The following is a 25,357-nucleotide window of genomic DNA, read 5'->3' on the forward strand; positions in this document are numbered from 1 at the left end:
GGGAAGCCTCCCGCGCGTCCGGTTCACCGCCCGGCCAGCTCGTCGACGTCCAGCAGCGTCCGGTCGACCCGTCCGGAACGGTACGCGGCCCGGCCGATCATCTGCGCGGCCACCGGAGCGGTGGAGAGCTGGAAGAGCGCCACCAGGACCAGCATGCCCAGATCCGAGGGGGTACGCAGGCGCAGCGCCAGCCCGGCCAGGAGCAGCAGGACGCCCAGCACCTGCGGCTTGGTGGCGGTGTGCATCCGGTCCAGCACGTCCGGGAAGCGCACCAGCCCGATGCCGGCGACCAGGCCGAGCGCCGCCCCGGCCAGCAGCAGGAACCCACCCACCCAGTCCGCGACGGTGGCCGCGCTCACGCTGATCCGCCGTTCGTTCGCGACTGCGGGGCTCGCAAAACCGGCTCACTCCTCGCGCTCACGCTTCAGCCCGGACCGCGAAGCGCACCAGCGACACCGACCCGATGAAGCCGAGCAGGGAGAGCACCACCAGGACGGGCAGCGTGGTGGCGTGCCGGTTGACAGCGGCCTCCGCCCCGACCGCGGCGAGCATCGCCGTCAGCAGCAGGTCGGCGCCGACGACGCGGTCGAGCAGGGACGGTCCTCGGTAGATCCGGGTCAGGGCGAGCAGCGCGGTGGCCGAGAGCAGCACCGTGAGCGCGACGGCGAGCAGGGCAGTCACTGTTGGTTCCTCCGTTCGACGGGTTCGAGGTCGAGCCGGCGTACCTCGTCGGGAGATCCGATGGCACGCACGATGCGCCGTTCGACGGCGAGCACGCGCTCGCGGCTGCCGGTGATGTCCTCGGGTCCGCGTACGTCGAGCACGTGCACGTAGAGCACGCCCCGGGTCCGGTCGACGTCGAGGATCAGCGTGCCCGGCACCAGCGAGATCACCTCGGCGGTGAGCGTCAGGTTGAGGTCGGTGCGCACGCGCAGCGGCACCGCGATGATCGCGCCGCGCGGGCGGTAGCCGAAGCGCAGCGCCACCGCTGCCACGTGGAGGCTGGCGCTGACCAGCTCCGCGACGAACGTGGCAGCGAACACCAGCAGCGCGCGGGGGCGTACCCGGCCGCCGAACGTGACCGGCGGCAGCGGGAAGAACAGCAGCACCGCCGCGCCGACCACCAGGCCGGCGACCAGGTTGCCCCAGGACACGTCGCCCCACAGCAGCATCCACGCGACGACCAGCCAGCCGAGCGCGACCGCCTGGTCCCGCCGCCGCCCGCCCCGGCCGACGGCCGACGCGGGGGCGTCCGGGACGGGCGCCGCCCGGGGTACGCCGGCGGGCTCCCCGGTCGGGCCCCCGCCCGGGGGCAGTTCGTCGGTCACGGCACGTCCCGGGGCAGGACCGCCCGCACGTACGGGGTGCGCTCGCGCAGGTCGGTGGCCGCGTCCGAGGTGACCTGGAACAGCGGCCCGGCCACCAGCGTGAACAGCACGCCCAGCGCCACCAGTGCGGTGGTCGCGCCGACCATCAGCCCGGGCAGCCGGGCCGGCGGGGTGGCGGTGGCCAGCCGGGGCTCCCGCCAGAACGCGATGTTCCACACCCGGGAGGCGGCGTAGAGGGTGAGCAGGCTGGTGAGCGTGCCGGCCGCGACGAGCACGGCGGGCAGCACGCCACCGGCCGCCACGCCGGCCTGGAGCAGTCCGAGCTTGCCGAGGAAGCCGGAGAACGGCGGAATGCCGGCGAGGTTCATAGCGGGGACGAAGAAGAGCACGCCGAGGGTCGGGGCGACCCGTGCCAGGCCGCCGATGCGCCGCAGGTCGGTGCTGCCCGCACGTTCCTCGACCAGGCCGGCGACCAGGAACAGCGTGGTCTGGATGGTGATGTGGTGCACCACGTAGAAGATCGCCCCGGACAGGCCGGCGACGCTGCTCAGCGCCACCCCGAAGATCATGTAGCCGATGTGGCTGACCAGCGTGAACGACAGCAGCCGCTTCAGGTCCGACTGCGCCACCGCGCCCAGGATGCCGACCACCATGGTCAGCCCGGCCACCACCATCAGCAGCGTGGCGACCTGGCCGCCGGGGAACAGCAGCGTCTCGGCGCGGATGATCGCGTACACGCCGACCTTGGTGAGCAGGCCCGCGAAGACCGCTGTCACGGGGGCGGGCGCGGTCGGATAGCTGTCCGGCAGCCACGCCGACAGCGGGAACACCGCCGCCTTGATCCCGAACGCGAGCAGCAGCGTCAGTTGCAGGGTCAGGCGTACGCCCGACGGCAGCGCGTCCAGCCGGCCGGCGAGCTGCGCCATGTTCAGCGTGCCGGTGGCCGCGTACACCAGTCCCACCGCGGACAGGAACAGCAGCGACGACAGGATGCTGACCACCACGTACGTCGATCCGGTGCGCAACCGCGCCTCGGTGCCGCCCAGCGTGATCAGCACGAAGCTCGCGGCCAGCAGGATCTCGAAGCCGACGAAGAGGTTGAACAGGTCCCCGGCGAGGAAGGCGTTCGTGACACCGGCGGTCAGCACCAGGTACGTCGGGTGGTAGATGCTCACCGGCGCGGTCTCCCCGGTCTCGCCCCGGCCCTGGCCGATCGAGTAGAGCAGCACGCACAGCGTCACCGCCGAGGAGACGAGCACCATCAGCGCCGCCAGCTGGTCCGCCACCAGCACGATGCCCACCGGCGCCGGCCAGCCGCCCACGTGCACCACCACCGGCCCGGAGCCGTACGCCCGCACCAGCAGCACCGCCGCCACCACGAGGACGCTGGACAGGCACAGCACGCTTATCCACCGCTGCAACCCGGGCCGGCCGGACAGCAGGAGGGTGAGCGCCGCGCCGAGCAGCGGCACCACCACCGGCAGCGGAACGAGCGCGGTCACGAGGCGTCCCCCCGATGCAGCCGCCGCCGGGCCGGCTCCGGGTCCACCTGCTCCGGGTCGTCGTCCGGGCCCTCGCCGCCGTGGTCCGCAGTGGACACCTCGTTGCTCTCGGCGAGCCGGACGATCTGCCGGTCCTCCAGGTCGTCCTGCACCTCGTCGTCACCGCTGGTGTACCAGCTCCGGTAGGCGACGGCGAGCAGGAACGCGGTCAGCCCGAACGTGATCACCACGGCGGTGAGCACCATTGCCTGCGGCAGCGCGTCGCTCATCTCGCCCCGCGAGGTGGAACCGACGAGCGGCGCGGCGCCGGACCGCCCGCCGAGCAGGATGAGCAGGTTCACGCCGTTGCCGAGCATGATGATGCCGAGCAGGATCCGGGTCAGGCTGCGTTCCAGCAACAGCATGACGCCGGCGGCGACGAGCACCCCGACGGCCAGCACCAGCACCAGCGTCGGCCCGGCCGCACCCCTGTTCACTGAGCCACCTCTGTTCGCGACTGCGGGGCTCGCAAACCCGGCTCACTCCTCGCGCTCACGAGGGACCCTCCCGCTGGACCACCAGCCCGTGCCCCGCATCGCCCGCGGCCTCCACGTGCCGGTCGACCTCGGCGCCCAGGCTGCGCAGGATGTCCAGGATCAGCCCGACCACCACGAGATAGACGCCGACGTCGAAGAACAGCGACGTGACCAGGTAGAAGTCGCCGACCACAGGCAGCCACAGGTTGACCTTCACGCTCTGCAGCACCTGGCCGGTGAGCGCCAGGCCGAGGACGCCGCTGCCGACCGAGATGCCCAGACCCGCGCCGAGCACCGTGCCGGCACCGACCGGCGCCGCCTCGGCCAGCTCGTACCGGCCGCCGGCCAGGTAACGCAGGGCCAGCGCCAGCCCGGCCACGAGCCCGCCGGCGAAACCGCCGCCGGGCGCGTTGTGCCCGGAGAACAGCAGGAACAACGAGAAGATCAGTACGGTGTGGAAGATCAGCCGGGTGACCACCTCGAAGACGATCGAGCGCCGCCGTTCCGGCAGCGTCTGCCCGCCGCGCAGCCACACCGTGCGCCGGTCCCCGGCACGCAGCGCGGCCGGTGGCGGGCGGCGAGGGCGCGGCCCGGTGCGGGAACGCTCGTAGATCAGGCTGGCCACGCCGGTGGCGGTCACCACGAGCACCGAGATCTCCCCCATCGTGTCCCAGGCGCGGATGTCCACGAGCGTCACGTTCACGACGTTGCGGCCGTACCCCTGCGTGAGGGCCAGGTCCGGGAAGGCCGCGGAGATCGACGGCGCCCGCCGCGCCCCGGCCGCGACGAGCGCCAGACCGGCCATCACCACGCCGGCGGCGACCCCGATGCCGCGCCGCACCCAGCGGCTGCGGCGCAGCGGGCGGGCCGAGAAGCGCTCCGGCAGCCGCCGCAGCACCAGCACGAACACCGCGATCGTGGCGGTCTCCACCAGGAACTGGGTCAGCGCCACGTCCGGGGCGCCGTAGAGGACGAACATCATCGCGGTGCCGTAGCCGGTCACGCCGACGAGCAGCATCGCGGTGAGCCGGCGCCGCGCGCCCACCGCGAGCAGCGCGGCGACCGCGATCACCACGCAGACCACGAGCTGGGCCGGGTTGTCCCAGACCGCCAGGTCGACCCGCCACGGCGCGGTGGCGATCATCGCTCCCCCCGGCACGAACACCAGCGCGAGCAGCACGGTGCCGAGGTACTGCGGCAGGGAGCCGCGCTGGGTGGCGCCGGTGACCTCGATGGCGAGCCGGTCGAAGCCGTGCGTCACCCACTCGTACCCCTGGTTGCCGCTCACCGGCGAGCGCAGCCGGTCCAGCGCGGGCGCCAGCGGGCCGCGGACCAGGTGCAGCACCACACCGCCGGCCAGCACCAGGGCGGACAGGCCGAGCGCCGCCGTGGGTCCGTGCCAGAGCGCCAGGTGCTCCTCGACCGGCCCGAACAGCTCGGCGTACGGCTCGAACAGGCCGCTCAGCCACCCGGCGGCCGGACCGGCGGCGAGCCCGGCCACGGCGAGCAGCGCCGGGGGTACGAGCATCGCGGCGGGCGGCCGGGCCAGCTCGGTGTCCGGCACGCCGGGCCGGGTGACGAACGCGCCCCAGAGGAACCGGATGCTGTACGCGACGGTGAGCGCGCTGCCGGCCACCAGCACGATCAGGACCAGTGGATCGCCGGTGAACGCGGCGAGCGCCGCCTCCTTCCCGACGAACCCGAGCAGCGGCGGCACCCCGGCCATCGAGGCGGCGGCCAGCGTGGCGACTGTGGCCAGCACCGGCGCGGCCCGTCCCACCCCGGACAGCTCCCGCAGGTCACGGGTGCCGGCCTCGTGGTCGAGGATGCCGACGACCAGGAACAGCGCCGCCTTGAACAGGGCGTGTGCGGCCAGCATCGCCACGCCGGCCAGCGCCGCCTTCGGGGTGCCCGCCCCGAACACCACTGTGAGCAGGCCGAGCTGGCTGACCGTCCCGTACGCCAGCAGCAGCTTGAGGTCGGTCTGCCGCAACGCCGCCCACCCGCCGATGACGAGCGTGACCAGGCCGGCGACCACTGTGACCGGGCGCCACCCGTCGACCGGGGCGAGCACCGGGCCGAGCAGTCCGATGAGGAAGATTCCGGCCTTCACCATCGCCGCCGCGTGCAGGTACGCGCTCACCGGCGTCGGGGCGGCCATCGCCACCGGCAGCCAGGCGTTGAACGGGAACACCGCGGACTTCGCCAGCGCCCCGGCGAGGATGAGCAGGACCGCGACGGTCAGGTACCCGCCGCCGGGCAGCGGCGCGGCCGCCACCGCCGACCACCGGTAGCCGCCGGCGTGGTGGCCGAGCAGCAGGAACCCGACGAGCATGGCCAGCCCGCCCAGCGTGGTCACGGTGAGCGCCTGCGCGGCGGCCCACCGGCTGGACCGGCGTTCGGTGCTGTGCCCGATGAGCAGGTAGGAGAAGACGGTGGTCAGTTCCCAGAACACGTAGAGCAGCAGCAGGTCGTCGGAGACGACGAGGCCGAGCATCGCACCGGCGAAGGCGACCATGACAGCGGCGAACCGGGCCAGGCCGGTCGACCCGGGCGGGAAGTAGCGGGCGGAGTAGACCAGCACCAGCGCGCCGACGCCGCCGACGAGCAGCAGCATCAGCCAGGACAGCGTCGTGACCCGCAGCGCCACGTCGAGCTGGAGCTGCGAGATCCAGGGGTACGTCTCGACGACCGCGCCGCCGTCGCGTACCGCACCGGTGTGCGCCGCCGCCCAGACCGCTGTGGCGGCCGGGGCGAGCGCGAGCAGCAGGCAGGCGCGCGGACCCCACCGGCGGACCAGCAGCGGGGCGAGCAGGGCCGCCACCAGGTGCACGATCAGCAGGACGAGCACGCGTACTCCCGGTCGAGGTGACAGCGCGCGAACACGCTGGTGTCACAACCGATCACACGCCACAGAGGCACCGAACCGGGCCGTTTTCTCCAAAACCCACCCATATCCCCAGCCCTCACCGCCCGCCACAGGCTCCCCACCCACTCCTCCCCCCCGGCGGTGATCAAGGAGTTTGTGTCCGTCGGCGCGCCTGATCCGCCTGCAAACTCCTTGATCACCGGAGTGGGGCGCGGGAGGGCCGGGGGTGGGGCGCGGGAGGGCGGCGGGGTGGGGTCAGGGGGTGGGGTTGGGGGTGGCCAGCTGGTGGGCGGCGCGGTCGACGGCGCGCTGGGCGGCGGCCAGGGAGCGCAGTGGCAGCCGGGCGTCGCGGCTCTCCCGGCGCTGGACGAAGTAGTGCACAGCGGCCCGGACCCGGGCCCGGTCGGCGGCGCTGGACCGGGCGGTGGCCAGGATCATCTCGCGCAGCCGTGCGGCCAGTTCCTCGGCCAGCTCCAGATCGGGGCCGTGCAGACCGGCGCGCAGCACGGCCAGGCGACTGTCGACCTTACGGATGAGCACGTCGGTTCCCGGCCCCAGGACTCGTTCCTCGACGGTCATCCACGCCTCCACCCCACGCCGCATCGCGAGTGAAGTTACTTTATGTTGCAGCCCACAAGCAAGCAGTTAAGTAAGACTTAACGGAATAATCGCCCATTCCATTCTTCGACCGCTGTGCGCGGGACGCAACGGTCCGGCGGCGGGCCGGATGTCACACCCGCGCGGCAGGATGGGTGCGTGGCGGACGAGGTGACCCCGTCAAGCAGGTCAGGCGGGTCAGGCAAGTCAGACGGGGTGCTGGCACAGTTCGGCGCGGCGACCCGGGAGTGGTTCACCGCGGCGTTCGCCGCGCCCACCCCGGCCCAGGAGGGCGCCTGGCGCTCGGTGGCCGCCGCACGCAACGCCCTTGTCGTCGCGCCGACCGGCTCCGGCAAGACGCTCGCGGCGTTCCTCTGGTCGCTCGACCGGCTCGCCAAGGAGCCGCCGCCGGCCGACCTCCGGCGCCGGTGCCGGGTGCTCTACGTCAGCCCGCTCAAGGCGCTCGCCGTCGACGTGGAACGCAACCTGCGCGCCCCGCTCACCGGCATCCGCCAGGCCGCCTCCCGGCTCGGCCTGGCCCCGCCGGACATCACCGTCGGGATGCGTACCGGCGACACCCCGGCCGACGAGCGCCGGGCCTTCGCCCGCACCCCGCCGGACATCCTCATCACCACGCCCGAGTCGCTGTTCCTGCTGCTCACCTCCGCCGCCCGCGACTCGCTGCGCGGCGTCGACACGGTGATCGTGGACGAGGTGCACGCGGTGGCCGGCACCAAGCGCGGCGCCCACCTGGCGCTGTCCCTGGAGCGGCTCGACGCGCTGCTGGAACGGCCCGCGCAACGGATCGGCCTGTCCGCCACCGTCCGGCCGATCGACGTGTGCGCCCGCTTCCTCGGCGGCGCGCGCCCGGTCGACGTGGTGCAGCCGCCGGCCGACAAGACCATCGAGGTCAGCGTCCAGGTCCCGGTGGAGGACATGACCCGCCTCGACGAGCAGGAGCCGCCGGAGGACGACCTGGGCGGCCTCGCCCCCCGCCGTGCCTCGATCTGGCCGGCCGTCGAGGAGCGGGTGTTCGCGCTGATCCGCGCGCACCGGTCCACCATCGTGTTCACCAACTCCCGGCGCAGCGCCGAACGGCTCTGCGCCCGGCTCAACGAGCTGGCCGCCGAGGAGATCGAGGCGGCGTCCGCCCCGGAGGGCAGCCGCGTGGCCCGGGGCGGGGAGCCGGTGCGCGTATCCGATCTGCTGCCCGGCGCCGACGGCCCGCCGCCCGGTGCCGGGCCCGGGCCGGTGCGGGCGCCTCGGCAGCCGGCGGAGGTGATGGCGCAGGCCGGCGCGGCGGCCGGTGCGCCGGCGGTGATCGCCCGGGCGCACCACGGCAGCGTCTCCCGGGAGGAGCGCAAGCAGATCGAGGAGGCGCTGAAATCCGGCCGGCTGCCCGCCGTGGTCGCCACGTCCAGTCTGGAGCTGGGCATCGACATGGGTGCCGTCGACCTGGTGGTGCAGATCGAGGCGCCGCCGAGTGTGGCCGCCGGGCTGCAACGGGTCGGGCGGGCCGGGCACCAGGTCGGCGCGGTCTCGCGCGGCGTCGTCTTCCCCAAGCACCGGGGCGACCTGCTCTCCTGCACAGTGGTGGCCGAGCGGATGGGTGCCGGGGCGATCGAGGAGCTGCACTACCCGCGCAACCCGCTCGACGTGCTGGCCCAGCAGATCGTCGCGATGGTGGCGCTGGAGCCGTGGCGGCTCGGCGACCTGGCGGTGCTGGTCCGGCGGGCGGCGCCGTTCGCGGAGCTGCCCGACTCGGCGCTGCACGCGGTGCTCGACATGCTCTCCGGGCGCTACCCGTCCACCGCGTTCGCCGAGTTGCGCCCGCGGCTGGTCTGGGACCGCGCCACCGACGTGCTGACCGGCCGGCCCGGCGCGCAGCGGCTCGCCGTGACCAGCGGCGGCACCATCCCCGACCGGGGCCTGTTCGGCGTCTTCCTGGCCGGCGCGGAGCGGGCGGCGCGGGTCGGTGAGCTGGACGAGGAAATGGTCTACGAGTCCCGGGTGGGTGACGTGTTCCTGCTCGGCTCGTCGTCCTGGCGGATCGAGGAGATCACCCCCGACCGGGTGCTCGTCTCCCCCGCACCCGGGCAGGCGGCCCGGATGCCGTTCTGGAAGGGCGACCAACTCGGCCGCCCGGTCGAGCTGGGGCGGGCGATCGGCGCCCGGGTCCGGGCGCTGCTGCGGCAGTCCGACGCCGACGCGGTGGCGGCGCTGCGGGCCGGCGGGCTCGACGACTGGGCCGCCGGCAACCTGATGAACTACCTGCGCGAGCAGAAGGCGGCCACCCGGTCGCTGCCGGACGACCGGACGGTGGTGGTCGAGCGGTTCCGCGACGAGCTGGGCGACTGGCGGCTCGCCGTGCACTCGGTCCTCGGCGCGCGCGTCAACGGGCCGTGGGCGCTGGCGATCGGCCGCCGGCTGGCCGAGCGGTACGGCGTGGACGCCCAGGTCATGCCCTCCGACGACGGCATCGTGGTGCGCCTGCCGGACACCGCGGACACACCACCCGGCGCCGACGTGGTCGTCTTCGAGCCGGACGAGATCACCCAGCTGGTCGAGGAGTCGGTGGGCACGTCGGCGCTGTTCGCGTCCCGGTTCCGCGAGTGCGCGGCCCGGTCGCTGCTGCTGCCCCGGCGCGACCCCCGGCGGCGGCAGCCGCTGTGGCAGCAACGCCAGCGCGCCGCGCAGCTGCTCGACGTGGCCCGCGAGTACGCCGACTTCCCGGTCACGCTGGAGGCCGCCCGCGAGTGTCTTCAGGACGTCTTCGACCAGCCCGCCCTGGCCGGGCTGATGCGCGACCTGGCCGCCCGCAAGGTACGCCTGGTCGAGGTGGAGTCCGAGCGCCCGTCGCCGTTCGCGCGGTCGCTGCTGTTCGGGTACGTCGGCGCGTTCCTCTACGAGGGCGACGCCCCGCTGGCCGAGCGGCGGGCCGCCGCGCTGGCGCTCGACTCCGGCCTGCTCGGCGAGCTGCTCGGCCGGGTCGACCTGCGGGAACTGCTCGACCCGGAGGTGCTCGCCGAGACCGCGCGCCAACTGCGCTGGCGCACCGAGCAGCGGCGGCCCCGCGACCCGGAGGACGTGGTCGAGCTGCTGCGCGTGGTCGGCGACCTGAGCGGCGCCGAGCTAGCCGAGCGCGGCGTGCCGGAGTCGTGGACCGACGAGCTGGCGGCGGCCCGGCGGGTGCTGCGCGTCCGTATCGCCGGGGAGGATCGGTGGGTGGTGGTCGAGGACGCCGCCCGGCTGCGCGACGCGCTCGGGGTGGCGCTGCCCGTCGGCGTCGCCGAGGCATACCTCGCACCGGTGGCCGATCCGCTCGCCGACCTGGTCGCCCGGTACGCCCGCACGCACGGCCCGTTCGCGGCCGCCACCTGCGCGGCCCGGTTCGGGCTCGGCGTGTTCGTGGTGGAGCAGGCACTGCGGCGGCTCGCCGCGACCGGCCGGGTGGTCTCCGGCGAGTTCGCCCCGGACACGGTGGGCACCCAGTGGTGCGACGCCGAGGTGCTGCGCCTGCTGCGCCGCCGCTCGCTCGCCGCCCTGCGCCGGGAGATCGAACCGGTGCCGCCGCGCGCGCTCGCCGCGTTCCTGCCCCGCTGGCAGCAGGTCGGCTCGTCGGCCCGGGGCGTCGAGGCGGTCGCCGCCACCGTCGAGCAGTTGCAGGGCGTGAGCGTGCCGGCGTCCGCCCTGGAACGCCTGGTGCTGCCCGCCCGGGTGGCCGACTACTCCCCCGCCCAGCTCGACGAGCTGTGCGCCGGCGGGGAGGTGGTGTGGGCCGGCGCGGGCGCGATCTCCGGCGGCGACGGGTGGGTGACGCTCGCGTACGCCGACGTCGCGCCGCTGCTGCTCCCGCCGCCGGACGAGGCACTGACGCTCACCCCGCTGCACGAGTCGGTGCTCGACGCGCTCGCCGACGGGCAGGCGCTGTTCTTCCGCTCGCTGTCCGACCGCATCGGCGCCACCGACGACGCCGCCCTGTCCGGCGCGGTGTGGGATCTGGTGTGGGCCGGTCACCTCACGAACGACACGCTCGCACCGCTGCGGGCCGCGCTGGGCGCGGGCGGGGCGCACCGCTCCCGGCCCTCGGCGCCGCGCACCCGCTACCGCCGTCCCGGCCGGGTGGCGCTGCCCAGCCGGAGCGGTCCGCCCACGATGGCCGGGCGCTGGTCCCGGCTGCCCGAACGCGACAGCGACCCCACCCGCCGCGCCGCCGCCCTGGCCGACCTGCTGCTGGAACGGCACGGCGTGGTGACCCGGGGCGCGGTCGTGGCCGAGCAGGTCACCGGCGGTTTCGCCGGGGTCTACCCGGTGCTGTCCGCGATGGAGGAACGCGGGGCGGCCCGGCGCGGCTACTTCGTCGAAGGGCTCGGCGCGGCGCAGTTCGCGGTGCCGGGCGCGGTGGACCGCATCCGGGCGCTCGCCGACGACACCCAGGGCCGGGGCGGGCCGACGGTAGTGCTCGCGGCCACCGACCCGGCGAACCCGTACGGCGCGGCGCTGCCCTGGCCGGAACGAGTCGTCGACTCCGGCGACGGCGCGGCACCGGCCACCGGCCACCGGGCCGGGCGCAAGGCGGGCGCGCTCGTCGTGCTCGTCGGCGGCGACCTGGTGCTCTACGTCGAGCGGGGCGGCCGGACGATCCTGTCCTTCACCGACGACACCGACACGCTCGGCGCGGCCGGCAAGGCACTCGCCGACGCGGTGCACTCCGGTGCGCTCGGCGCGATCTCGGTGGAACGCGCCGACGGCGAGGCCGTGCACGCGTCCCCGCTGCGCGACGCGCTGACCGCCGCCGGTTTCCGCGCCACCCCGCGCGGCCTGCGCCTGCGCGGCTGACCGCCGGTGGTTCCGGGGAGCGGGAACGTAGGGTGTGCCGGTGGCCTCGATCTCGCTGACCACCGACTACGGGCTCTCCGACGGGTTCGTGGCGGCGTGCCATGGCGTGCTGGCCCGGCTCGCCCCGGCCGTCCGGGTGATCGACGTGACGCACCTGATCCCACCGGCCGACGTACGCCGGGGCGCGGCGGTGCTCGCGCAGACAGTGCCGTACCTGCCGTGGGGCGTGCACGTGGCGGTGGTCGATCCGGGTGTCGGCACGACGCGGCGCGGGATCGCGCTCGCCGCGCCCGGCGGGCTGCTGGTCGGGCCGGACAACGGGCTGCTGATCCCGGCCGCGGAGGCGCTCGGCGGGGTGACCGACGCGGTGGAGCTGACCAATCCGGACTGGCTCGGCCCGGTCGTGTCCCGCACGTTCCACGGGCGGGACGTGTTCGCGCCGGTGGCCGCTCGGCTGGCGCTCGGCGCGTCGCCGGCCGAGGCGGGACCGGCAGTCCACCCGGGCACGCTGGTCCGGCTGCCGGACCCAGTGGTACGCGCGGAGCCCGGCGGCTTCAGCGCCGAGGTGCTGACCGTCGACCACTTCGGCAACGTCCAGCTCGCCGCGCCGGGCACGCTGCTCGACGGCCTGCCGTCCCGGGTGCTGGTGAACGGCCACGAGGCGGTCCACGGCCGCACGTTCGGCGACGCTGACCCCGGCGCCCTGGTGGTCTACGTCGACTCGGCCGGCCAGGTCGCGGTAGCGGTGAACACCGGCCGAGCCGCCGACACCCTCCACGCCACCCCAGGCGCCCTGGTCACCATCACCCGTCTCCCCCGCGATCTTGCAGTTGGTGCCCCGGCATAACGGGCGACTGCCCCCGGGGCAGGGCCGAAACTGCAAGATCGCGGAGGAAAGCCCTCGGGAGGGCGCCGCTCAGCAGCGGGGGACTGTGCCGCCGTAGATCGAGGACAGGTACGCGTGGCTGACGTAGTTGCCGCCGACCAGGCGGTACCACCTCGTCGTCGTGCGGTACGTGCCGGCGATGCGCTGCCCGGTCACGTAGCACTGCACCGGCACGTGGGCGTACGTGGCGGCCAGCCCCCGGCTCGCGTACGAGGTGCTCGCCCCGGCGCGCAGGTTCAGCGGCCCGGAGCCGACCACCGCCCGCGCCCCGCCGCCGGTCCACAGCAGCGTCACGTCCACCCACGCGTTGTCGGTGAGCCGCAGCCCGTCCCAGAACGTGCCGTCGGCCAGGTCCAGCCCGGCCGGGTTGCGGACGGTACGGCCGAACTGGTCGCGCCCGCCGTTGTAGCCGTTCTGGTACGCCGCCTGCGCCTCCGGCAACCCGCGTGGCAGGTCCTTCCAGTTCTCCCGGATCGACGCCGGGTTCCACCAGTCGTCCCGGGTGTTCCAGGGCCCGACGTCCCAGACCGGGGCGTACTCGCAGCGGCTGCCGCTCGTCGTGCAGACCTTTACCGTGTAGTCACCGGTGTTTCGCGGGGACAGGCCGCGCCGGGTTGGCAGCGCCGCGAAGTGGTCCCGGGTGGCCACTGTGTGCCCGTTGGCGGTGGTGCCGCCGACCAGGCCGATCCGGGTGGCGTACACCCGGTAGGTGAGCGCGGCGGCCGGCTGGACCGCTGTGGTGGTGACCCGGTCGGCGGCCAGGGTCAGACCGGTCACTGTGGCGTCCGACGCGGCGTCGCGGGTGGTCAGCACGACGCGCGCCTGGACCCGGCTGACCGGTGCGTCGAAGACCGCCTCGGTGGCGTCGCGCCACTCGGTCCAGCCGCGGGCCCGCCAGCCGCGCACCTGGGCCACCGCCGTACCCCCGTCGCCGGTGCGGGCGGCGAACTGTGCGCGTACCCGGGTCGCGGGCCGGTCCAGGGCGCGCGGCGCGGACAGCAGGATGCCCTCGGCGAGCGGTCCGCCCACGGCGGCCGGGCGGGTGCGGGCGGCGGGCCGCGGGTCGGCCAGCCGCAGGCGGCCGGACCGCCAGGCGACGTTGACGTCGTCGCCGCCGGCCACGGCGAGGTCGACGGACCAGCGTTCGGGACCGGCGGCGCGGGACGGCGCGGCGGTGGGTGGGGGCGCGGCCGGCGCGGGCGTGCCGGGCAGTCCGGCGGCCACGGTGAGCAGTGCGGTCAGGGCGACGACGGTACGACGTCGTGAATGTGCCATGGGCATCTCCTCAGAACCCCCTGATCCTGGCGTTTCCGCAGATCAAGTGGAACCTCAGTACAAATAGCGACACATGCGAATTCCGCTCGGTAGGGGACAATGGCGGGGTGCCCGAAGGCGACACCGTCTGGAACACCGCGCGCGTCCTGCAACGCGCGCTGGCCGGGGCCCGGCTCACCGGGTCCGACTTCCGTGTGCCACAGCTCGCCACCACCGACCTGACCGGCTGGACCGTGCGCGAGTCGGCGAGCCGGGGCAAGCACCTGCTGCTGCGCCTGACCGGCACCGACGCCGAGCCCTGGACGCTGCACTCGCATCTGCGGATGGACGGCGCCTGGCGGGCGTACGCCCCGGGTGAGCGCTGGACCGCGCGGCCGGCGCACCTGATCCGGGTGGTGCTCCGCTCCCCCGCCGCGGTCGCCGTCGGCTACCACCTGCACGAGCTGGCGCTGGTGCCGACCGCCGACGAGGAGTCGCTCGTCGGCCACCTCGGCCCGGACCTGCTCGGCCCGGACTGGGACGCCGACGAGGCGGTCCGCCGGCTCGCGGCCGACCCCGACCGCACCATCGGCGAGGCGCTGCTCGACCAGCGCAACCTGGCTGGGGTGGGCAACCTCTACAAGTGCGAGGTGCTGTTCCTGCGCGGCGTGTCGCCGTGGACGCCGGTCGGCGCGGTGCCGGACCTGCCCGGCACCGTCGCGCTGGCCCAGCGGCTGCTCGCGGCCAACCGGGGCCGGTGGACGCAGAGCACCACAGGCGTGTTGCACCGGGGCGGCACCAGCTACGTCTACGGCCGCCGGACCCAGCCGTGCCGCCGCTGCGGGACCGCCATCCGCAAGGAGGAACTGGGCGAACGGGTCACCTACTGGTGTCCGTCCTGCCAGCCCGGCGTGGAACTTCCACGAAACGCCGAAGATCAGTCGAGATAGGGACGATTGGGTACTTCCCCCTCACCCCTCTGACATCGCATGCTGCGGTGGACCGCTCACGGATCGTCAGCAGCGCGTACGCCCGCCACGCCGGGGTGTCGGCCGGCGCGCCCCGACCCCGGGGAGAGCCATGGTGCTGTTCCGCCGCAGCCGGCCCGGACGCCCGGACCACGCCGCCGCCGTCGTCGTCGCCGAGGAGACCGCGCCGGCCGGTCCCGTCGCGCCCACCGTTCCCCCCGCTCGCGGGCACGACGAAGCCGCTCGCGGGCACGACGAGGAACCGACCGGCGGGCCGGCGCCGGCGCGCCTGGACCCGGCCGACGTCCCGCGCCTGTTCGGCCCGGTGCCGAACACCGCCGCCAGCCCGCTGCCCACGCTCGACCCGGACGGCCGCCCGGTACCAGGCACCGGCATCCGCAAGTTCGTCGACCCGCTGCCGCTACCAGGGCAGCCGGCCACCGCCGGGCTCGGCGCCCGCCTGCCGGTCGCCGTCCCGGACACCATCACCTGGCCGGGCTGCGACTACTACGAGATCGGCCTCCAGGAGTACGCGCAGCGTCTGCACCGCGACCTGCCCGCCACCCGGCTGCGCGGCTACCGCCAGCTCAACCTGGGCACCGACACCTCCGGGCACAACACGGTCAGCCCGCCCGGCCGCCCCTGGCACCTCGGCCCGATGATCGTGGCCCGGCGGGGCCGCCCGGTCCGGATCAAGTTCATCAACCAGCTTCCCACCGGCCGGGCCGGGGAGCTGTTCCTGCCTGTCGACGAGACGGTCGACGGCGCCGGCGCCGGGCCGCTCGACGGTCCCGCGCCGTACCCGCAGAACCGGGCCGTACCGCACCTGTCCGGCGCGCAGACCGGGTGGATCAGCGCCGGCAACCCGTGGCAGTGGGTCACCCCGGCCGGCGAGATCACCCCGTACCCGGTGGGTGTGGGTGTGACGCCGGTGCCGGACATGCCGCCGCCCGGTGCGGGCGCCACCACGCTGTACTTCCCGAACGAGCAGAGCGGCCGGCTGATGTGGCTGCACGACAACACGCTCGGCCTGTCCCGGCTCACCGTCTACTCCGGGCAGATCGCGCTCTACCTGCTCACCGACCCGGCCGAGGAACGGCTCGTCGAGGACGGCGTGCTGCCCGCCGAGCAGTTCCCGCTGGTGATCGAGGACAAGACGTTCGTACCGGACGACGCGCAGCTCGCCGCCCAGGACCCCACCTGGGACCGGGACCGCTGGGGCGCCAAGGGCAGCCTCTGGCACCCGCACGTCTACCAGCCCCGGCAGAACCCGTACCGGCTCACCGGCACCAACCCGACCGGGCGCTGGGACTACGGGCCGTGGACCCACGACCCGGACGGTGGCGCCAGCCCGTGGGTCGCCCCGGTGCCGAACCCGCACCACGACCCGGACACCGACACCGACGAGCCGCCGCTGGCACCCGGTGTGCCGCACCCGTCGGCGGTCCCCGAGGCGTACGGGGACACCCCGCTCGTCAACGGCGTGGCCTACCCGTACCTGGAGGTCGCGCCGCGGGCGTACCGGTTCCGGATCCTCAACGCCTGCGCGGACCGGGCGCTCAACCTCCAGCTCTACCGGGCCGCCTCCGACGCGCCGATGTGGGGCGAGGACGGCAGCCCCGGCGACCCGGGCGCCGGTGAGGTGCCGATGGTCGAGGCGGTACACGCACCGGGACGGCCGGCGTACTGGCCGGCCGACGGGCGCGACGGCGGCGTACCCGACCCGGCCGCCGCCGGACCCGAGATGATCCAGATCGGCAACGAGGGCGGCCTGCTCCCCGCCCCCGTCGTGCTGACCAACCGGCCGGTGGACTACCGGTACGACAGGCAGGACCCGACGGTGCTCAACGTGGACGGGCACGCGCTGCTGCTCGCCCCCGGCGAGCGGGCCGACGTGGTGGTGGACTTCTCCACGGTGCCGCCGGGCAGCACGCTGATCCTCTACAACGACTGCCCCGCGCCGCTGCCCCGGTTCGATCCGCGCCACGACCACCACACCGGCGCGCCGGACCGGACCGCCGCCGGTGGCCTGCCCCCGACCCGGCCCGGGTACGGCCCGAACACCCGTACACTGCTCCAGATCCGGGTCACCGGCACCCCGGCGCAGCCGTACGACACGCGCCGCCTGGCCGACCGGCTCCCGGGGGCGTACGCGCGCAGCCAGCCGCCGCCGATCGTGCCGCAACCGGCGTACGACACCGCGATCGGCACCTCCACCCCGCGCCCGACGCTCGTCCCGGCGCGGGCCGCCTCGGTCACGTTCACCCCGGCCGGCGCGACCGCCCCGGTCACGTTGCCGCTGGCGGTGAAGTCGGTCGGACAGGTGTTCGAGCCCCGGCACGGTCGCGCGGTGGGACGGCTCGGCGTCGGCCACCCGGTCAGCGGACCGCTCGCGCCGGCCACCCTGCCGCTGGGACCTGCCGACCCGGCCACCGAGGTGCTGCACGCCACCGACCCGGCAGTGGCGGTCGGTGCGCCCGGTGACGGCACGCAGCTCTGGCGGATCGTCGGTGACGCCCCGCGCACCCATCCCGTGCACATCGAGGGCTGCGACGTGCAGGTGGTCAACCGGGTCGGCTGGGACGGCACGGTCCGTCCGCCGGACCCGGGCGAGCTGGGCTGGAAGGACACCGTCCGGGTCAACCCCCGGGAGGACGTCGTGGTGGCGCTGCGTCCCGTACCGCCCGCCCTGCCGTTCAAGATCGGCGACAGCGTACGGCTGCTCGACCCGGCCCGCCCGGCCGGCGTACGGCTCGACGCCGGTCCGGTCAGCCCGGTCGACGGCCGCCCCGCGGTGGTGGTCAACCAGATGGTCAACCTCGGCTGGGAGTACCGCTGGCAGACCCGCTCGGCCGGACTACGCGACCAGGGCATGAGCCGCCCGCTGGTCCTGCGCGTCGCGCCCAAGGCACCGACCGGGCTCGGCGCCACCCCGGCGCCCGGCGGCGCCACCGCGCTGCCCGCCATCGCGCTGACCTGGACCGGCAACGGCAGCCGGCCCGTGCCCACCAGCCACCGGCTGCAACGCGCCACCGACAGCGCCTTCACCACCGGGCTGACCGAGATCACCGTGGCCGCCACCGCCACCCGCTACACCGACGCCACAGTCACCCCCGGCGTCACCTACCACTACCGGATCCGGGCCGAGAACGCGGTGAGCTGCTCGTCCTGGTCGAACGCCGTACCGGCGGCGGTGCACCTGGCCGCGCCGACCCGGCTGACCGCGGTGCTGCCGCCGAACGCGCCACTGCGGGTGGCGCTGCGCTGGGCCAACCACTCCTTCGCGACGGGGGTGGACGTGCAGCGGGCCACCAACCCCACGTTCACCAGCGGCCCGGGCACCACTGCCATCGCCGTGGGCGAGGCCCACGTGGACCCGGCGGTCGCACCGGACACCACGTACTACTACCGGGTACGCACGACGTACCTGGGTGCCGCCTCCCCCTGGTCGACGGTGGCCGCGGTGACCACCCCGGCCCGGCCGGCCGCACCGACCGGGGTGAGCGTCACCACGAGCGCGTCCGGGCCGGACACGGCCACCGTGACGGTGAGCTGGTCGGCGCAGACGCCGGCCGGACCGGGTGCCGGGTTCATCGTGCAGCGCGCCACCGACGCCGCCTTCACGCGCGAACCGGCGACCTTCCACGTCACCGGCCGAGGCTTCACGAACACCGGCCTCGCGCGCGGGGTCACCTACCACTACCGGGTACGCGCGACGAACGTCGTGGGCACGTCCCCGTGGACTCCCCCCACCACCAAAACCACCCCCACCTGACCCCGCGCCTTCAGGGTCGATCATGAAGTTGGGGAGGTTCCAGAGGGGCGGGGCGGGACTCGCCGTCAGGGGGCTCGGAGGGGGGTGCGGAGTTCGGCCAGGGCGGAGGCTACGCCGTGCAGTAGGTCGGTGGCCTCGGTCAGGCGCGCGGCGGACGGGTGCTCGGTGTTCGGACGGGCGTCCTCGGCCACGTAACCGGCCGCTGCCACCACCAGCCGCTCGTACGCGGCCACCCCGTCCTCCAACTGCGCCACCAGCGAGGCGTGCACCTCGTTCAGCGGGCTCTGCGGCGTCAGCTTCGCCGCGCGTTCCACGCCCGCCACCCGGTTCGCCAGCTCGCGCAGGGACCGGTCCGCCTCGGCCGCCTCCCGTACCGCCGGCTCGGCCAGCCCGGTCAGCCGCCCGGCCAGCCCGGCCAGGGTGAGCGCGGCCCGGTCCAGCCGGGCCCACGGCTCGGCCGCGGCGGTGCCGCGCAACGCGAGGCGGGAGCGGACCCGGCGTGCCTCGGCCAGGACGCCCGGCCCGACGGGCAGCCGCTCGACGGCGGCGACCAGCCGGGCGCGGGAGCGGGCCGCGGCCTCGGCCGGGTCGAGTGCGGGCGGGGCTGGCACGGCGGCCAGCGCGCGGTGGTCGGCCCAACGCCAGACGGCCACCGCAATCGCGCTGCCCGCGGCGCCGGCCCAGGCCGCGTCCGGCAGGCCCAGTCCGGCGTACGGGGTCAGCACCGCGGCGGCACCGCCGAGCCCTCCGGCCAGCACGCTCCACCGTCGCGCCGAGTTGCGCAGTCTGCGCAGCCTGCGGAAGTGCCGGGCCCGTTCGTCCGCCATGGTGTCCGCCCCTTCCGTCAGCTGGTCGTGGTCTCCCCGGTGCCACGATCCCGGCTCATGCTGGCCCGGATCTCGTCGAGCCGGGCGGTGGCGGCCGGGTCGGTCGGCTGTCCCACCGCCGGGGTCTCGTGCCGGGCACCGAGCTGCTCGCCGGCCATGCTCGACCGGATCTGCTCCAGTCTCGCCGATCCGGACGAGTCGAGGGTCGCCTTCTGGATCTCCAGCATCCGGCCCTCGACCGAGTTGCCGGCCAGCTCGGCCCGGCCCATGGCGGTGGCGTAGCGGCGCTCGATCCGATCGCGGACCTCGTCCAGCGACGGGGTGCTGGCGGGCGCGGTGAGCGACGACATCGACTCCAGCGAGCGGGCCACGCTCTCCTGCATCTTGGCCTGCTCCAGCTGGCTGAGCAGCTTGGTGCGCTCGGCCAGCTTCTGCTGGAGGATCATCGAGTTGTTCTCGACCGCCTTGCGGGCCTGCGCGGCCGCGCCCAGCGCCTGGTCGTGCAGCGTCTTGAGGTCTTCCAGCGCCTGCTCGGCGGAGACCAGCTGGGTGGCGAGCATCTGGGCGGACTGCTCGTAGCGCCCCGCCTCGGTCTCGTCTCCCTTGCCGCGGGCCTGGTCGGCCAGCACCAGCGCCTGCCGCGCGTTGCCCTGGAGCTGTTCCACCTCGGTCATCTGCCGGGACAGCTTCATCTCCAGCTGGCGCTGGTTGCCGATCACCGCCGCCGCCTGCTGGACCAGCGCCTGGTGCTGGCGCTGCGCCTCCTCGACGGCCTGCTGGATCTGCACCTTCGGATCCGCGTGCTCGTCGATCTTCGCGCCGAAGAGCGCCATCAGGTACTTCCAACCCTTGACGAACGGGTTAGCCATCTCCGCCTCGTCCCCTCAGTAGCGTCGCGTCTACATCGTTCCAGCCGGACGCCACTCCGGCACCCGTACGCTCCTGATCAACAGTACGACGCGGACGCCAGCACTGCCCACGGCGCGGCAGCCGGGTCAGGCGGCGCAGACCACGTCCCGCTCGGCGGGGCGTACCCGGGTGCTGCGCAGCGTGGCCTTGAGTGGCGAGTCCTGCCGGACCTGGACGGCCACGGCGCCGTCGGAGGTGACCTGCCGGACCCCACGGTTGGTGGTCTTGCGCACGGCGGGCCCGGCCACCGCTGCCGGCTCGACCCGCTCGTCGGCCACCGGCACCAGCACGCCGGGCATCTGCTCGGCCAGGGCGACCGTGTCGCTCACCTCGCGCAGCAGCTCGGACAGGCGGGCGCCGAGCGCGTCGCAGATCGCCGCCAGCAGCTCGCTGGAGGGTTCCTTCTGGCCGCGTTCGATCTCGGAGAGGTAGCCGAGGCTGACGTTGGCGGCGGAGGAGACCTCGCGGAGGGTGCGGTGCTGCCCTTGCCTGCGCGCCCGCAGCGCGTCACCGATCACCCGGCGTAGCAGGACCATCGCACCTCCCCCTGAACGGGACCACCATGCCCGGCGACCGTGCCGGGCCGGACGCGGCGGACCGCTCCGGCGCCGACGGCGACCGCCGAAGCCTTCCCGCAACCGTACCCGTTGGTCGCCACGACGACATCCCACCCCGCCTCTGAAATCCGGGCGGACCGGCCCGCCCGGCGGTCCCGCCGCCGGGTGTGTCGGCACCTCGCCGGCTCACCGGCGGCCGGCCCCCGCCGCCTGCGCGGCGTCGGTGCCCTCGGGGAGGTCGATACGGTCGGCGAGCAGGCGCAGCGCCTCGATCACCGCGGCCGAGCGGATGTGGTCGCGGCCGCCGTCGATGTCGAGCCGGCGCACCTCGGTGCCGTCCGGCCCGGCGACCGCCACGTAGACCAGGCCGACCGGCTTGCCGTCCTGCGGCTCAGGCCCGGCCACACCGGTGGTGGCCAGGCCCCAGTCCGCACCGCACCGCCGCCGTCCGCCCTCGGCGAGGGCCACCGCCACGTCCGGGTCGACCGGGCCGCGGTCGGCCAGCAGGTCCTCCGGTACGCCGGCGAGCGTCGCCTTGAGTTCGGTGGCGTAGACCACCATGCCGCCCCGGTAGATCGAGCTGACGCCGGCGATCTCCACGATCGCGGCGGCCAGCAGCCCGCCGGTCAGCGACTCGACGGTGGCCAGGGTCTGGCCGCACTCGTGCAGGCGGTGCACCACGGCGGCCGCCGGGCTGCCGGCGGGCCGCTGGTCTCTCGCGTCGGTGTCCATGCCCGCCCCCATTTCCCGCCCCACGCCGGCTTACTCGCCCGCCGCCCGGATCGACGGATCGGTCACCCGGATCGACGGATCCGCCGACCGGTTCGAACGGATCAACGGGCCGGGCGACGCAGCCGCAACGCCTGGGCGATGTAGTCGAACCCGGTGACCACGGTGACCACCACCGCCGCTCCCATGATCCACGGCCCGATCGCGGCCGCCGCCTCCGGCATCGGCCAGAGGTACCAGGTGATGGCCAGGATCTGCAGCGCGGTCTTGACCTTGCCGCCCCGGCTGGCCGCGATCACCCCGTGCCGGATCACCCAGAACCGCAGGCCGGTGATGCCCAGCTCGCGGGCCAGGATCACCACAGTCACCCACCACGGCAGCCGGTCGTAGAAGGAGAGCAGCACCAGCGCGGCGCCGGTGAGCGCCTTGTCGGCGATCGGGTCGGCGACCTTGCCCAGCGAGGTGACCAGGTCGTACCGGCGGGCGATCCAGCCGTCGACCAGGTCGGTCGCGGAGGCCACCACGAAGATCAGGCAGGCCGTCATCCGCCAGCCCGCGTGACTCATGCCGGAGGCGATCACGGTGGCCGTGAAGACCGGCACCAGCATCAGTCGCGCGCCGGTGAGCACGTTCGCCGCGTTGAGCAGCGGTACGGGGGCAGCCGCCGTCGACTCCGCCCCCGTCATGTCCCGCATCGCCCCACGTGGCTTCCCCGCTCCATCAGGGCCCGCCGTCACCGTACCGCGCCGGGCGCCGCCGAGATCATCTCATCCGGCACGGCGACCAGGTCGACGCCCTCGGTCGCCGTCACCGTGGCACGGACCAGGTCACCGGGGCGCAGCGCGGCCAGATCGACGCCGCCGCCGACCGGCGCGACGAGCGTGGTCGAGCCGTCGACCTCGGGCGCCTGGTGGGCGGCCCGGCCCTCCACCACGCCGTCGGCGGTGGAGTCGACGAGCACCTCCACCGTCGCGCCGAGGCGCTCCTCGGCGCGCTGCGAGCAGAGTTCGTCGGCCAGGGCGCTGAGCTTGTCGTACCGCCGTTTGATCGTGGCGGCGGAGACCTTGCCGGTCAGCCCGGCGGCCTCGGTGCCGTCCTCGTCGCTGTAGTCGAACATGCCGATCGCGTCCAGCCGCGCCTCGGTCAGGAACCGGACCAGCTCGGCCACGTCCGGCTTGGTCTCGCCGGGGAACCCGACGATGAAGTTGCTGCGCGCGCCCGCGTCCGGCGCCAGCGCGCGGGCCGAGGCCAGCAGCTCCAGGAACCGGTCGGTGGAGCCGAAACGCCGCATCCGGCGCAACACCGGCTCGCTGGAGTGCTGGAACGACAGGTCGAAGTACGCGGCCACGCCGGGCGTGGTGGCGATCACCTCGACCAGGCCGGGCCGGGTCTCGGCGGGCTGGAGGTAGCTGGCCCGCACCCGCACGATCCCGTCGATCGCGGCGAGCTGCGGCAGCAGCTTCTCCAGCGCGCGGGGGTCACCCAGGTCCTTGCCGTACGAGGTGGAGTTCTCGCTGACCAGCACCAGCTCCCGTACGCCGGTCTTGGCCAGCCACTCGGCCTCGGCGAGCAGCTCGTCCGGGGTACGCGAGACGAACGCCCCACGGAACGCCGGGATGGCGCAGAACGCGCACCGCCTGTCGCAGCCGCTGGCGAGCTTCAGCGAGGCCACCGGGCCGGTGTCGAGCCGGTGCCGCAGCACCTGCCGCAGGTGCGCCGGGGTGTGCGCGTCGGTCTCCGGTGCGACCCGGGCCGGGGTGCCGTGCCCGGGTAGCGACACCGCCGCGTCGCGGCGCTTCACCGGGGTCAGCGGCAGCAGTTCCCGCCGGTCGCGCGGGGTGTGCGCGCCGATCGCCTCACCGGCGAGCACCGAGTCGAGCCGGGACGCGATGTCCGGGTAGTCGTCGAAGCTGAGCACGGCCTGCGCCTCGGGGAGACTGTCGGCCAGCTCACGGCCGTACCGCTCGGCCATGCACCCGGCGGCGACCACCTTGGCGCCGGTGTCGGCGGCGGCCAGCAGCGTCTGGATCGAGTCCTGCTTGGCCTTCTCGACGAACCCGCAGGTGTTCACCACCACCACGTCGGCACCCTCGCCGTCGGTGGTGACCTGCCAGCCGTCGGCGTGCAGCCGGGCGGCCAGCTCCTCCGAGTCGACCTCGTTGCGGGCGCAGCCGAGGGTCAGCAGGGCGACGCGGCGCCCGTCGGATCGCGGGGTGGAGGAGGAGGCAGACACCATCCGAGGGTACCGGGCCGGTTCCGGTCCGCCGCGCACCCGTCCGGCCGGGTCAGCGAGCGGGAACCGCCACCCGGGCCAGCCGGTCCAGGAGGAACACCTCGGTGCCGGCCAGGCCGGTGGAGCAGAAGACCGAGATCTGGTCCGCGGTGGTCCGGCCGGGGACCGCGCCGGCCAGCACCGCGCCCAGGTCGCGCAACCGCCCGGCGTAGGGCTCGACGGCGGCGAGCATCGGCGGCACGTACGCGGTGGCCTGGCCGGGTGAGTCGGTGACCAGCAGGTCGGCGGCGTCGAGCAGGTCGGGCCCGAACTCGTGCCGGTCGACCTGCTTGAAGCCGACTGTGTTGACGTGGGTGCCGGGGGCCAGGTCGGCGGCGTCGACCACCGGGACGGTGCTGGTGGTGGCGAGCACCACGACGTCCCGGTCGCGTACCGCGGCGGCGGCCGAGCCGACCGCGCGGGCGGGCACGCCCAGCTCGGCGCGGACCCGTGTGGCGAACGCCTCCCGCCGGGCCGCCGAGCGGCTGTACACGGTCACCTCGCGCAGCGGCCGGACCGCCGCCGCGGCCCAGACCTGGGTCCACGCCTGCCGCCCGGACCCCACCACGCCGACGGTGGCGGCGTCCGCGCGGGCCAGGGCGTCCACCGCCACGCCGCCCAGTCCTCCGGTACGCCGGGAGCCCAGCTCCTCGCCGACGGCGATGGCGCGTACCGCACCGGTGGTGGCGTCGTGCAGCACGACGAGCTGACCGCTCTCCGGGTGGCCGAACGTGTCGTACGAGCGGAAGCCGTACCACTGCCCGGTGAGGTGCCCGGCGGTCAGCACCATCCGGCCTCCGCCCAGCGGCGCGGACGCCCGGGGCGGGGCGATGAGCCGCCCGGCGTGCGCGGCCAGCAGCGCGTCCCGCATGGCCGCCACGGTGAGCGGGGCGTCCACGGCGGCCGCGACGTCGTCGTCGGAGAAGAGCAGGGTCATGCCCTCAATCGTGCAACCTGAAGTTGACGTCAACTCCACTCATGGTGGGCTTTCTCACCCCGCCGCCGGTCCGGCCCGCCCGGTGCTACCGTCGGCCACGACGGCCCGCGGGCCGTCCCGGACGAGTGGTGGGCGTACCCGGTCAGGCCAAGACGCCCCGCGTGACCCGACCGTCGCCCGGCCCGCTGCGCGCCGGGCCCGCCCGTCAGAGGTGATTCACCATGGCCTGGATCGTGCTGGTGCTCTCCGGACTGCTGGAGACCGCGTGGGCGATCGCGCTCGATCGCAGCGCCGGCTTCACCCGTCCCCTCCCCTCCGCCGTCTTCGCCGTCACGCTCGTCGGGAGCATGGCCGGCCTGGCGTACGCGCTGCGCGACATCCCGGTCGGCACCGGCTACGCGGTGTGGGTCGGCATCGGCGCGGTCGGCACCGCGCTGGTCGGGATGCTGGCGCTCGGCGAACCGGTCAACCTCCCGCGCGTGGCCTGCCTGCTGCTGGTGGTGGCCGGCGTGATCGGCCTGAAGTTGTTCGCCTGATCGATACCGCATCCGGTTTGGACGGTGTGGCGGCGGGGGTACCGAATCCTCCGTAGC

20 protein-coding genes and 1 riboswitch are annotated in these 25,357 nt (G+C 74.7%); of the genes, 5 read left to right on the plus strand and 15 right to left on the minus strand.

Features of this window, described 5'->3' with window-relative positions:
* Positions 1–23 precede the first annotated feature (23 nt).
* The 7 genes from mnhG to ACGFIA_RS01330 all read right to left on the minus strand — a co-directional run bounded on the left by mnhG (position 24) and on the right by ACGFIA_RS01330 (position 6,793).
* Positions 24–359, minus strand: coding sequence for a monovalent cation/H(+) antiporter subunit G (gene mnhG / locus ACGFIA_RS01300; protein ID WP_357467397.1), 336 nt, complete (start codon positions 357–359; stop codon positions 24–26).
* A gap of 58 nt (positions 360–417) precedes the next feature.
* The gene (locus ACGFIA_RS01305; protein WP_357382539.1) at positions 418–681 is read right to left on the minus strand and encodes a monovalent cation/H+ antiporter complex subunit F; all 264 of its coding nucleotides are present in this window, start codon (positions 679–681) and stop codon (positions 418–420) included.
* Positions 678–1,328 (minus strand): Na+/H+ antiporter subunit E, encoded by a 651-nt coding sequence (locus ACGFIA_RS01310; protein WP_357382537.1) that lies wholly within the window; start codon positions 1,326–1,328, stop codon positions 678–680. The genes ACGFIA_RS01305 and ACGFIA_RS01310 overlap by 4 nt, the downstream gene beginning before the upstream one ends.
* On the minus strand, positions 1,325–2,830 hold the full coding sequence (locus tag ACGFIA_RS01315; RefSeq protein WP_357382535.1) for a Na+/H+ antiporter subunit D: 1,506 nt from the start codon (positions 2,828–2,830) through the stop codon (positions 1,325–1,327). The genes ACGFIA_RS01310 and ACGFIA_RS01315 overlap by 4 nt, the downstream gene beginning before the upstream one ends.
* Positions 2,827–3,306 carry a Na(+)/H(+) antiporter subunit C gene (locus tag ACGFIA_RS01320; protein WP_357382533.1) on the minus strand — a complete coding sequence of 160 codons (480 nt, stop codon included), beginning with the start codon at positions 3,304–3,306 and terminating at the stop codon, positions 2,827–2,829. The genes ACGFIA_RS01315 and ACGFIA_RS01320 overlap by 4 nt, the downstream gene beginning before the upstream one ends.
* 55 nt (positions 3,307–3,361) lie before the next feature.
* Complete coding sequence (locus ACGFIA_RS01325) at positions 3,362–6,196, minus strand: Na+/H+ antiporter subunit A (protein WP_357382531.1); 2,835 nt, start codon at positions 6,194–6,196, stop codon at positions 3,362–3,364.
* Between the two features lie 273 nt (positions 6,197–6,469).
* The gene (locus tag ACGFIA_RS01330; RefSeq protein ID WP_357382774.1) at positions 6,470–6,793 is read right to left on the minus strand and encodes a hypothetical protein; all 324 of its coding nucleotides are present in this window, start codon (positions 6,791–6,793) and stop codon (positions 6,470–6,472) included.
* Between the two features lie 177 nt (positions 6,794–6,970).
* Between ACGFIA_RS01330 and ACGFIA_RS01335 the strand changes: the two genes are divergently transcribed.
* Entirely contained in the window at positions 6,971–11,650 is a 4,680-nt protein-coding gene (locus ACGFIA_RS01335; protein WP_393257828.1) for a DEAD/DEAH box helicase, read from the plus strand.
* Between the two features lie 34 nt (positions 11,651–11,684).
* A complete protein-coding gene (locus tag ACGFIA_RS01340; protein WP_393257831.1) occupies positions 11,685–12,497 on the plus strand; it encodes an S-adenosyl-l-methionine hydroxide adenosyltransferase family protein in 813 nt (270 codons plus the stop codon).
* A 69-nt stretch (positions 12,498–12,566) separates the two neighbouring features.
* On the opposite strand, the gene ACGFIA_RS01345 is transcribed toward ACGFIA_RS01340, so the two are convergent.
* A complete protein-coding gene (locus tag ACGFIA_RS01345; RefSeq protein ID WP_357467394.1) occupies positions 12,567–13,811 on the minus strand; it encodes a hypothetical protein in 1,245 nt (414 codons plus the stop codon).
* A gap of 107 nt (positions 13,812–13,918) precedes the next feature.
* Here ACGFIA_RS01345 and ACGFIA_RS01350 point away from each other — a divergent pair, with 107 nt between their 5' ends.
* Positions 13,919–14,740, plus strand: a complete 822-nt coding sequence (locus ACGFIA_RS01350; protein ID WP_357382525.1) for a DNA-formamidopyrimidine glycosylase family protein — start codon at positions 13,919–13,921, stop codon at positions 14,738–14,740.
* Between the two features lie 130 nt (positions 14,741–14,870).
* On the plus strand, positions 14,871–18,533 hold the full coding sequence (locus tag ACGFIA_RS01355; protein ID WP_357382523.1) for a fibronectin type III domain-containing protein: 3,663 nt from the start codon (positions 14,871–14,873) through the stop codon (positions 18,531–18,533).
* Positions 18,534–18,598: 65 nt separating this feature from the next.
* On the opposite strand, the gene ACGFIA_RS01360 is transcribed toward ACGFIA_RS01355, so the two are convergent.
* The 7 genes from ACGFIA_RS01360 to ACGFIA_RS01390 form a co-directional block, all read right to left on the minus strand.
* Positions 18,599–19,360, minus strand: a complete 762-nt coding sequence (locus tag ACGFIA_RS01360) for a hypothetical protein (protein WP_357382521.1) — start codon at positions 19,358–19,360, stop codon at positions 18,599–18,601.
* 17 nt (positions 19,361–19,377) lie between these two features.
* Positions 19,378–20,229 (minus strand): PspA/IM30 family protein, encoded by an 852-nt coding sequence (locus ACGFIA_RS01365; protein ID WP_357382519.1) that lies wholly within the window; start codon positions 20,227–20,229, stop codon positions 19,378–19,380.
* Positions 20,230–20,355: 126 nt separating this feature from the next.
* Positions 20,356–20,805, minus strand: a complete 450-nt coding sequence (locus ACGFIA_RS01370; RefSeq protein WP_357382517.1) for a helix-turn-helix transcriptional regulator — start codon at positions 20,803–20,805, stop codon at positions 20,356–20,358.
* A gap of 207 nt (positions 20,806–21,012) precedes the next feature.
* A complete protein-coding gene (locus ACGFIA_RS01375; protein WP_393258579.1) occupies positions 21,013–21,570 on the minus strand; it encodes a CinA family protein in 558 nt (185 codons plus the stop codon).
* Between the two features lie 89 nt (positions 21,571–21,659).
* A complete protein-coding gene (gene pgsA / locus ACGFIA_RS01380; protein WP_357382770.1) occupies positions 21,660–22,241 on the minus strand; it encodes a CDP-diacylglycerol--glycerol-3-phosphate 3-phosphatidyltransferase in 582 nt (193 codons plus the stop codon).
* A 47-nt stretch (positions 22,242–22,288) separates the two neighbouring features.
* Entirely contained in the window at positions 22,289–23,791 is a 1,503-nt protein-coding gene (gene rimO / locus ACGFIA_RS01385; RefSeq protein ID WP_357467392.1) for a 30S ribosomal protein S12 methylthiotransferase RimO, read from the minus strand.
* A gap of 49 nt (positions 23,792–23,840) precedes the next feature.
* The gene (locus ACGFIA_RS01390) at positions 23,841–24,764 is read right to left on the minus strand and encodes an ornithine cyclodeaminase family protein (protein WP_357382511.1); all 924 of its coding nucleotides are present in this window, start codon (positions 24,762–24,764) and stop codon (positions 23,841–23,843) included.
* Between the two features lie 96 nt (positions 24,765–24,860).
* Positions 24,861–24,926, plus strand: a riboswitch (guanidine-III (ykkC-III) riboswitch).
* Positions 24,927–24,985: 59 nt separating this feature from the next.
* On the opposite strand from ACGFIA_RS01390, the gene ACGFIA_RS01395 reads away from it, so the two are divergent.
* Positions 24,986–25,300: a multidrug efflux SMR transporter gene (locus ACGFIA_RS01395; RefSeq protein ID WP_357382509.1), complete on the plus strand. Its 315-nt coding sequence runs from the start codon at positions 24,986–24,988 to the stop codon at positions 25,298–25,300.
* Positions 25,301–25,357: the final 57 nt, after the last annotated feature.

This window comes from Micromonospora sp. NPDC049203 (assembly GCF_043197215.1).
Lineage (GTDB): Bacteria > Actinomycetota > Actinomycetes > Mycobacteriales > Micromonosporaceae > Micromonospora.